General features: G+C 54.8%; 10 protein-coding genes and 1 pseudogene. All 11 read left to right on the forward strand.

Going from position 1 to position 9,509, the window contains the following annotated elements:
- Window positions 1-1,197, forward strand: a 1,197-nt coding sequence (locus ACPLUI_RS01765; protein ID WP_424658552.1) for an MGDG synthase family glycosyltransferase, incomplete at its 5' end; no start/stop codon positions are given.
- A 122-nt stretch (window positions 1,198-1,319) separates the two neighbouring features.
- Window positions 1,320-1,994 (forward strand): MgtC/SapB family protein, encoded by a 675-nt coding sequence (locus ACPLUI_RS01770; protein ID WP_424658553.1) that lies wholly within the window; start codon window positions 1,320-1,322, stop codon window positions 1,992-1,994.
- A 138-nt stretch (window positions 1,995-2,132) separates the two neighbouring features.
- Complete coding sequence (gene rimP / locus ACPLUI_RS01775; RefSeq protein ID WP_424658554.1) at window positions 2,133-2,600, forward strand: ribosome maturation factor RimP; 468 nt, start codon at window positions 2,133-2,135, stop codon at window positions 2,598-2,600.
- A gap of 12 nt (window positions 2,601-2,612) precedes the next feature.
- Window positions 2,613-3,698, forward strand: a complete 1,086-nt coding sequence (gene nusA / locus ACPLUI_RS01780; RefSeq protein WP_424658555.1) for a transcription termination factor NusA — start codon at window positions 2,613-2,615, stop codon at window positions 3,696-3,698.
- Window positions 3,699-3,775: 77 nt separating this feature from the next.
- Window positions 3,776-4,042 (forward strand): RNase P modulator RnpM, encoded by a 267-nt coding sequence (gene rnpM / locus ACPLUI_RS01785; protein ID WP_424658556.1) that lies wholly within the window; start codon window positions 3,776-3,778, stop codon window positions 4,040-4,042.
- A complete protein-coding gene (locus ACPLUI_RS01790; protein WP_424658557.1) occupies window positions 4,039-4,359 on the forward strand; it encodes a L7Ae/L30e/S12e/Gadd45 family ribosomal protein in 321 nt (106 codons plus the stop codon). The genes rnpM and ACPLUI_RS01790 overlap by 4 nt, the downstream gene beginning before the upstream one ends.
- Before the next feature lie 93 nt (window positions 4,360-4,452).
- Window positions 4,453-7,011, forward strand: a complete 2,559-nt coding sequence (gene infB, locus ACPLUI_RS01795) for a translation initiation factor IF-2 (protein ID WP_424658558.1) — start codon at window positions 4,453-4,455, stop codon at window positions 7,009-7,011.
- Window positions 7,012-7,036: 25 nt separating this feature from the next.
- Window positions 7,037-7,396: a 30S ribosome-binding factor RbfA gene (gene rbfA / locus ACPLUI_RS01800; RefSeq protein ID WP_424658559.1), complete on the forward strand. Its 360-nt coding sequence runs from the start codon at window positions 7,037-7,039 to the stop codon at window positions 7,394-7,396.
- Complete coding sequence (locus ACPLUI_RS01805; RefSeq protein ID WP_424658560.1) at window positions 7,389-8,360, forward strand: DHH family phosphoesterase; 972 nt, start codon at window positions 7,389-7,391, stop codon at window positions 8,358-8,360. Before rbfA ends, ACPLUI_RS01805 begins: the two co-directional genes overlap by 8 nt.
- Before the next feature lies 1 nt (window position 8,361).
- Window positions 8,362-9,285, forward strand: coding sequence for a tRNA pseudouridine(55) synthase TruB (gene truB / locus ACPLUI_RS01810; RefSeq protein WP_424658561.1), 924 nt, complete (start codon window positions 8,362-8,364; stop codon window positions 9,283-9,285).
- A 115-nt stretch (window positions 9,286-9,400) separates the two neighbouring features.
- Window positions 9,401-9,509: pseudogene (locus ACPLUI_RS01815) on the forward strand (bifunctional riboflavin kinase/FAD synthetase); the annotation flags it as partial.

Below are 9,509 nucleotides of genomic sequence, written 5' to 3' on the forward strand. Positions count from 1 at the left end.
GTATATTGCTCTGGCTTAGAGGGGATGGTTATGACTATCCTTGAACGGGTGGTCATTTTGTCGGTATCGGCCGGTACGGGACATATGCGGGCTGCTCATGCCTTGAGAGAGGCTATTCAACAGAGTTCCCCCACCGCGGAAGTTATTATCCTGGACACTTTCAGGTATACCACCCCTTTTTTAGAAAAGGTAATTCTGGGTACCTACATGGAAATGCTCAAAATTACCCCGGTGGTGTACGGATACCTTTACCGTCAGGCGGAATGGGGCCAGCCTCTTTCGGGATTTGCGAAACAGGAATTCAACCGCATTCTCAACAAATTGACCGCTCCCAAACTGGTTAAGTTTCTAAATCAAACCCGGCCGCAGGTTGTTGTTTGTACCCATCCCTTCCCCGTGGGTATTATGGACCGGTTGAAAGGCCAGGGCCTTTTACGGGTGCCGGTTGTGGCCACCATTACAGATTTTACTGTCCATCCTTTCTGGGTCTTTCCGGAGGTGGATGCCTACGTGGTGGCCAGCGAGGACCTCAGGACGCCCTTCGCGGATCTTGGTATTCCTCTGGAGCGGGTACACGCAACGGGAATCCCTATAGACCCTGCCTTTGCCAGGCCGGTGGATCGTTCCGGTGTTCAGCAGAAGCTTCACCTGGACCCCTCACTTCCCACGGTGCTGGTAATGGGAGGAGGTCTGGGTTTGGGGCCTTTGGTTGAAGTGGTGCAGTTTCTGGGCAATGGGCCCGTTCCCTGCCAGCTGCTGGTGGTTGCGGGACACAATGAACAGCTCAGGCAGCGCTTATTGCGGCTGGCAGGGTCCAACCACCACCCTACCATGGTTTTTGGTTTTGTCGAGAATATTCACGAACTTATGTCCGTGGCCAGCATTATGGTGGGTAAGGCAGGAGGTTTGAGTTGTGCCGAGGCCCTGGCTAAAGGTCTACCCATATTTATTGTGGATCCCCTGCCGGGTCAGGAGGAACGCAATACTGAATATCTCTGCCGGGCCGGTGCTGCGGTACAGGTGAGCAGGGTTCAAGACCTGGGCCGGGAGGTCCTCTCATGTCTCACGGACGAAAGGCGACTCGGGGACATGTCTGCGGCGGCTGCGCGCCTTGGCAAGCCCCATGCTGCCCGGGAAGCAGTGGAGTTAATGTACAGGATTCTCCAACAGGCTACCCTGGCTGCGGCAAGGGAATAGAAATCCCATAACCCTTGGAATGCCACCAGCAGGATGAAAATGACCGGCGTTTTGCTCGGAGCGGGCACATTGGCGCTTGTAAAAACTGCATTGGTGTGTTGACGGTGGTGGGGGGATAGCACGTGCTAACGGAGAAGGAAATTATTTTACGTTTGGTGCTGGCGGTTGTCCTGGGGGGAATGATTGGTCTGGAGCGGGAAAGACTGTACGTTTCCATCCGTACGTATTCTGCAGGTTTTCGCACACATATCCTGGTTTGTGTGGGGTCGGCCCTGGCCATGGTGGTGTCGGAGAGCCTTCATTACGAATTCAGGGGTGATGCGGCCCGGGTGGCCGCCCAGGTGGTCAGCGGTATCGGTTTTCTCGGTGCAGGAGCCATCTTGAGGGAAGGTCCCCTGGTGCGCGGATTGACTACCGCTGCCAGTTTGTGGGTAGTGGCCTGTGTCGGCCTGGCAGCGGGGGGCGGTTATTACCTGGCGGCCGCTCTGGGTACCGTACTGGTTCTCTTCGCCCTTGTCATTTTAGGAGCGATAGAAGATTATGTGCGCAAAACACAACAGCAGGATGTCCTCAATCTTGTAGTGGCCAGTGCTCCTGAAGATATCCAGAGGGTGGGTGCACTGCTCGATGAGTATGGACTCATAGTCAAGAATATACAAATAGAAAAAATGGGTGATGGGGATCGTCAATTATTGGAAATAACTGTCCAGTTCCGCCCCCACGTCAATCGCGTGTTGATCCTGAACAAGCTGGCTTCTTTGCCGGGGGTTTACCGCGTTGAACACCGGCATGGTTAAAGCCCTTGCCAGCCACTGTTTTCTGTGATATACTTGGGTCTGGTTATGTTCGTCGCTTTATGTCAGCAACAGGAGTGGGTAACACCCACTCTTTCGTCTTATAATATAGGGATACAATTTTATAGAGGAGGAGCGCCCGTGGCAAAAAACAAGGTAGTGGCGACAGTGGAAGAGCTGGCCACACCGCTGGTAACCGGTCTGGGATTGGAGCTGGTGGACGTGGAGTATGTTAAAGAGGGGGGACGCTGGTACCTGCGTATTTTTATTGATAAGCCGGGGGGTGTGACGCTTGATGATTGCCAGGCGGTTTCCGAGAGACTGGATCCTCTTCTGGATGAAGCGGACCCGATCCCTCATTCCTACCATCTGGAAGTTTCATCTCCCGGTATCGAGCGGCCATTAAAGAAGCCTGCTGATTTTGAACGTTTTTCGGGTTGCCGGGTACAGGTCACCACTTTTTCCTCCCAGGGCGGGCGGAGAAAATTTACCGGTCGCCTGGAGGGCCTGGAAGGTCAGATGGTGGTGCTTACCCTGGATGACGGACAGGAACAGCGTATCCCCCTTCCCGAGGTGGCGACGGCACGGCTCAAAGCAAGTTGGCACTAGGAGGCAGGCGAAATGAACACCGAAATTCTAACAGCCATAAAGGAACTTGAGAAGGAAAAGGGCATTTCTGCAGAGGTCCTGTTTGAGGCCCTTGAAGCGGCTTTACTTTCCGCGTACCGGCGAAACTTCGGTTCCCTGCAGAATGCCCGGGTAATTGTTGACCGTCAGACGGGGGATTTCAAGGTTTATTCCCAGCGTACCGTCGTTGAGGAAGTATCTGATCCCCGGTTGGAGATTTCACTTGAGGAAGCTAGAAAAATCGATCCCCGCTACCAGGTGGGGGACGTGATTGAGAAAGAGGTTACCCCCCGCAACTTCGGCCGGATAGCCGCCCAGACGGCCAAACAGGTGGTGGTCCAGCGGATACGTGAAGCGGAACGCAATATAGTGTATGAGGAGTTTGCCAGCCGGGAAGGGGATATTGTCACAGGAATTGTCCAGCGGGTGGAACAAAAGAATGTTTACATCAGCCTTGGGCGGACGGAAGCCATTTTAACCCCTCCGGAACAGATGCCCGGGGAAGAATACCGTCCCGGCAACCGGATCAAGACCTACGTGGTGGAAGTACGTAAGACCACCAAGGGGCCGCAGATACTGGTTTCCCGTACCCACCCCGGCCTGTTGAAACGCCTTCTGGAACTGGAGGTGCCGGAGCTCCAGGAGGGTTTGGTGGAGTTAAAGGCTATTGCCCGTGAGGCCGGTTACCGGTCCAAGATTGCCGTTTATTCCCGGGAGGAGAAACTGGATCCGGTGGGAGCTTGTGTGGGCCCCAAGGGGATGCGTATCCAGGCTATTGTAAACGAGCTCAACGGAGAAAAAATTGACGTGATTAAGTGGAACCCGGATCCTTCCAAATTTGTCGCTGCGTCCTTAAGCCCCGCCAGGGTTATAGCTGTGGAGATCTGGGAGGAAGAAAAAATTGCCCGGGTGATTGTACCGGATTACCAGTTATCCCTGGCAATTGGCAAGGAGGGCCAAAATGCCCGCCTGGCGGCCAAGCTCACCGGATGGAAGATAGATATCAAAAGTGAGTCCCAGATGCAGGAAATATACGCTCAGGAATACGGTGAGCAGTATGGTGATGACAGTATCCTGTAGTTTTTGTAAAAAAATAGATCCGTTATAGATTCATTGCCTTCTCAATTAAAATTTTGGGCATCAGGAAGGTGATCCATTTGCCCAGAGTAAAAAAGGTGCCTCAGCGGATGTGTGTGGGCTGCCAGGAGATGAGACCAAAGAAAGAGCTGATCAGGGTGGTTCGCACTCCACAGGACACCGTTGAGATTGATCCCACAGGTAAACGTCCAGGGCGCGGAGCCTATATCTGCCCCCGGCGTGAGTGCCTGCAAAAGGCGGTCAAAGGCAAGCGGCTGGAAAAGGCTCTGCAGCGTTCTATTGCTCCGGAAATCATCCAGTCCCTGGCCGAGGGATTGCAGGAATGATGGGTGGCGGGGGAGTAACGCAGTTGCTTTTTCTGGCCCGGCGAGCCGGGCGTGTTGTCGGGGGGGACAGGGCGGTACGCGCCGCCATCCGTCGGGGGTATGCCAAACTTGTACTTCTGGCTACCGATGCGTCCAGGCATACCAGGAAGAGCTTTCTGTTTTTAACACGTTCTACGGGGGTTCCCCTGGTCACCTGGGGTTTGAAAGAAGAACTGGGTCGTATTTTAAACCGGGCCACATGTGCCGTCATGGCCGTTAACGATGAAGACTTTTCACGGGGAATTTTAAAACGCTTGGAAAGGGGAGATAGTGGCTAGTCGTTAGTTGTTGGTCGTTGGTGGTTGGTGGCTACTTGAGCTGCGACTGACGACTGATGACTAACCACCAGCCACCCAATTGGAGGTGTTTACATGGTCAAGAAACGAGTCCACGAACTGGCCAAAGAACTGAACATAGAAAGCAAGGAACTGATGCAAAAGCTCGGTAATATGGGTATTTCAGTAAAATCACCCCTCTCCGCACTGCAGGATGCGGATGTGGAGCGGGTGCTCGCTGAATTAAAGGGCGGGCATGAGAAAACGGGTAACAATAAAGAAGGCAACCAGCAGGCTCAGGCACCGGCGGCCCAGGTGCAGGCCAGGCCGGACAAGTTGAGAGATGGCATTAAAAACAATCACAAAAAAAGACATCCGGAACGCCCCAGACACCAGCAGGATGCCCGGCGCTATGACCGGGGTCCGGGACTGGTGGACCGGGTACCCTCCCGTCCTCCGGACAGGCGCTTTCAGGAGCGCCCTTTAAAGGTGGAACCACCACAGCCGCAGCAGCCAAAGGCCCAGCAACCTCAACAGGCTCAGCAGTTCGCCGGTAAGGTGCAGCAGCATGCTGCCCGCGCCAGGGGGCATGCTGACGGGAAGCCGGTTCAGGCTGCGCCCCCGCAGGCAGAGGCAGTCGTGCGCCAGCCTGCCAGAACGAGGCCTGAACAGTTGAAGGTGCCCAAAGTTCCGCAGGAAATCAAGGCTGTCAGCGAAAAAGTGCGTTCCGATAAGACCCGGGGGGAAAAGAAACAGGAAAAACAACATGTCGTCCGTGAGCGAGACAGGAAAGAGTTCCTGGAAGAAACCGTAGCCGACCGCAAGTTGCGTCCCCTGGCAAGCCAGAAAAAGAAAGCGGCACCCAGAGAGCCGGAAGTCAAACCTGTGGTGGAGAAAAAACCCATTGTCATCGGTGAATCCATCACGGTGAAGGAACTGGCAGAAAAAATGAAGAAGAGCCCGGCCGAGGTAATTAAGAAACTGATGCTGCTGGGCGTACTGGCCACCATCAACCAGGAAATTGATGCTGATACAGCCACTATCGTGGCTCAGGAATTGGGTTTCGAAGTGGAAGTGAAGGTAGAGCATGATGTCGAGACTTTCTTCATGCAGGAGCCGGAAGATGATCCGGCCGACCTGCAGCCGCGTCCCTGTGTGGTTACGGTCATGGGTCATGTTGACCACGGGAAAACTTCCCTGCTGGATGCCATTCGCGAGACCAATGTTACGGCTACGGAAGCAGGTGGGATTACCCAGCATATTGGTGCCTATCAGGTAGAGCATAATAACAAAAAGATCACCTTTCTGGATACCCCGGGGCATGAAGCTTTTACCGCCATGCGCGCCCGGGGGGCCAAGGTCACGGATATCGCCATCCTGGTGGTGGCTGCGGACGATGGAGTAATGCCCCAAACGGTAGAAGCTATCAACCACGCCAAAGCTGCCGGCGTGCCCATTATAGTGGCCATCAACAAGATCGACCGGCCCGATGCCAATCCCGACCGTGTTAAACAGCAGCTTACGGAGTACGGTCTGGTGGCTGAAGAATGGGGCGGGGATACGGTGATGGTTCCCGTCAGCGCCAGGACGCGCCAGGGGCTGGAAGATCTCCTGGAAATGATTCTGCTGGTGGCTGAAATGCAGGAATTAAAGGCCAATCCCAACCGTCCCGCCAGGGGAACGGTGATTGAGGCCGAACTGGATAAGGGACGGGGTCCGGTGGCTACGGTTCTGGTGCAAAACGGAACGCTCTCGGTGGGTGACAACCTGGTGGCGGGTACAACCTGGGCGCGTGTGCGGGCCATGATGGACTATAAAGGACGGAGGGTGAAAAAGGCTGGTCCTTCCACGCCGGTAGAGGTCCTTGGCTTTTCAGAAGTGCCTCAGGCCGGTGACCAGTTCTTTGTAGTGCCCGATGAAAAGACTGCCCGTCAGATAGCCGAGAAGAGGGCTAACCGCAAGCGTGAAGAAGAATTTAAGGCTGCCATGCCCCGGGTTTCTTTAGATGACCTCTTTAACCAGATTAAAGAAGGTCAGGTCAAAGAATTGCGGGTTATTATCAAAGCTGACGTTCAGGGTTCAGCCGAGGCTCTGAAACAGGCCCTCGAGCGTTTATCCACGGAAGAAGTAAAGGTTAACATCATTCACCAGGGTGTAGGGGCAATTACGGAAACGGACATCATGCTTGCTTCAGCTTCCAATGCCATCATTATTGGCTTCAACGTACGTCCCGACGTTAACGCCCGCCGTGTGGCCGAAAAAGAGAAGGTGGATATCCGTCTCTACCGGGTGATTTACGATGCCATCGAAGACGTGAAGGCGGCCATGAGCGGTCTCCTGGAACCCGAGTACCGGGAAGTGATCCTCGGCCGGGCCGAAGTGAGGAAAATCTTCAAGATTTCCAAAGTGGGCACCATTGCCGGGTGTTATGTGACTGATGGCAAAATTGTGCGGGATGCCGGCGTAAGGGTCATCCGGGACGGCGTGGTTATTTATGAAGGCAAGCTCGATTCCTTGAAACGGTTCAAGGACGACGTACGGGAAGTGATGCAGGGCTACGAATGCGGTCTTGCGCTGGAAAAGTATAATGAGATCAGGGAGGGCGACATCATCGAGGCCTTCACCACGGAAGCGGTCAAGAGGGAACTGGCCTAGCAGCGTGAACGGGGAGGTGCGGATTGTGCCCTATCGTCCGGAACGGTTGGCTGAAATCATTAAAAAAGAAGTCTCGGACATGCTACGCGATGAACTCAAGGACCCCCGCATTGGTTTTGTTACCATTACCGGGGTGGAGGTCTCGACTGACCTTCGTTATGCCAGGATCTTTTTCAGTGTCCTGGGTTCGGAGGAAGATGCCAGGGCTTCCCTTGAAGCATTGAACCATGCCCGGGGCTACGTGCGCAGCGAGCTGGGGCGGAGGATCCGGTTGAGATATGCCCCGGAAATCTCCTTTAAGCTGGACCCTTCAATCCAGCGGGGCATCCGGGTGATGGAGTTGCTGAATGACGTAAAAGAACGGGGTGCCGCGGGTGATGACTAGCCTGGTTGCAATTGCAGAATGCCTGAAAAAGTCCAGGCGGGTGGTTATAAGCGGGCACGTTATGCCGGATGGGGACTGCCTGGGTTCAGTGGCAGCTCTGGGTCTGGGTCTTCTGACATTGGGCAAGGAAGTAACCCTGGCCAGTCCCGATCCCCTGCCCGAGTTATACCAGTTTCTTCCCGGGGCGGACCGCTTCCTCATCGGGGAACAGGCCCTGAAGGGAGAGTATGACACTTTTGTCGCCCTGGATAGTTCCGTACCCGACCGGCTGGGGCCGCTAAGTGAGCTGCTCTCCCGTGACCTGGAGGTATGTATTATTGACCATCATGTCGGCCAGCACGATTTCGGCCATTACGTTTATGTCGACCCGAAAGCGGCGGCAACCGGGGAAATTATCCAGGACCTTCTCGATTTGCTGCAGGTACCTCCACAGGTGGAGATAGCCAGCTGCCTTTATACGGCTATTGTTACCGACACCGGTTCCTTTCGCTACCAGAATACCACCCCGCTCACCCACCGCCGTGTGGCCAGGCTCATGGACGAAGGGGTTGACGCCGCCCGGTTGAATGTCCTGCTCTTTGAACAAAAATCCCTTTTACACCTGCGGGTTCTCCAGGCGGCCCTGCAGACACTGGATCTGACCCCCTGTGGGCGGGTGGCATGGATGAGTGTAACCCGCGAGACGATGGATAGCCTGGGAGCCCGTGAAGAGCATGCCGATGGGCTCATCGATTATGTTCGTTCCCTGAGGGGGGTGGAGGTGGCTCTGTTATTCCGGGAAATTGTGCCCGGCCGCTGGAAGGTGGGTTTACGCTCCCGGGGGCGGGTGGATGTCCAGCGCATAGCTTCCCAGTTTAACGGTGGTGGCCATCTCCGGGCTGCAGGAGCGCTGGTGGAGGGAGAAGGGGAAGTGATTACGAAAAGGGTGGTGGAAGCTGTTCTCAAAGCGATGCGGGAGGAGTAACATGGATGGTATTCTGAATATTTTAAAGCCGCCCGGGATGACTTCTCATGATGTGGTGGCTTTTGTCCGCCGCCTGGTTGGTGGTGAGAAGACAGGTCACACCGGCACTCTCGATCCGGGAGCGGCGGGCGTGCTCCCGGTCTGTGTGGGTCGTGCCACCAGGGTGATCCAGTTTCTCCCCGGTGATAAGCAATACCGGGTGGAAATTACCTTTGGCCTTTCCACTTCCACCGGCGATGCCTTCGGGGAAGTGGTTCACCGGGGCGATGCCACAACCCTGACCGGTGAGGCGTTGGAAGAAGCGTTACAATCTTTTATAGGTGAAATCATGCAGATTCCACCGATGACCTCGGCTGTTCGTTACCGGGGCAAAAAGCTTTATGAGCTGGCCCGGCAGGGATTGGAGGTGAAACGGGAGCCACGACGCGTAAAAATTTATGCTCTCAGGTTGGTATGCATGAAACATGAAGGTACACCTCACCCCAGGGCAGTTGTGGACGTGGCCTGTTCCGCGGGAACCTACATACGTACATTGTGCAGTGACCTCGGGCAACGGCTGGGGTGCGGAGCGTATATGAGTTTTCTTTTACGCACCCGGGCCGGTACTTTTTCCATAAATGAAGCGATTACCCTGGAAGAGCTGGAGGAAAGCGCCCGGCAGGGTATGCTCTTACGCAAGCTGTGGAACTTGGAACGGGTTCTGGAGCATCTGCCTTCCGTATATGTCCGACCTGGGGCAGTAGATAGGGTCGGGTCCGGTAACCTTTTGTACTGGCCGGGTGTAGCCTCAGCACCGGATTCTTTGAAGGAAGGTCAGCTGGTTAAACTGTGTACTGACCGGACTATTCTCGCTGTGGCCAGGTCACTGGCCGATCCGGAACGACCGGGGTACTACCGGTTTCAACCTGTGAGGGTGCTGGTTTAAACAACAGACGTAAGGATTATGGTATATATAACTATGTATATGTGGCCAGGGGGCTTGATGAACTGTGAGAGTTTACGAAACATGGGAAGGAATACGAGATGAATACGCTAATTTAATGGTCGGCCTGGGAAATTTCGATGGGGTGCACCTGGGACACCGGAAGTTAATTTGTGAAATGGTGGCCTCGGCCCGTGAGAAAAAAGCCACGCCGGCAGTTTTTACCT

Origin of the sequence: Desulfofundulus sp., assembly GCF_049701015.1 — a bacterium.
Lineage (GTDB): Bacteria > Bacillota > Desulfotomaculia > Desulfotomaculales > Desulfovirgulaceae > Desulfofundulus.

Excerpts from the sequence above, each read along its gene's own strand:
- ACPLUI_RS01790 (WP_424658557.1), top strand. The coding sequence starts at position 4,039 with ATGATGGGTGGCGGGGGAGTAACGCAGTTGCTTTTTCTGGCCCGGCGA.
- nusA (WP_424658555.1), top strand. The coding sequence starts at position 2,613 with ATGAACACCGAAATTCTAACAGCCATAAAGGAACTTGAGAAGGAAAAG.
- ACPLUI_RS01805 (WP_424658560.1), top strand. The coding sequence starts at position 7,389 with ATGACTAGCCTGGTTGCAATTGCAGAATGCCTGAAAAAGTCCAGGCGG.
- truB (WP_424658561.1), top strand. The coding sequence starts at position 8,362 with ATGGATGGTATTCTGAATATTTTAAAGCCGCCCGGGATGACTTCTCAT.
- infB (WP_424658558.1), top strand. The coding sequence starts at position 4,453 with ATGGTCAAGAAACGAGTCCACGAACTGGCCAAAGAACTGAACATAGAA.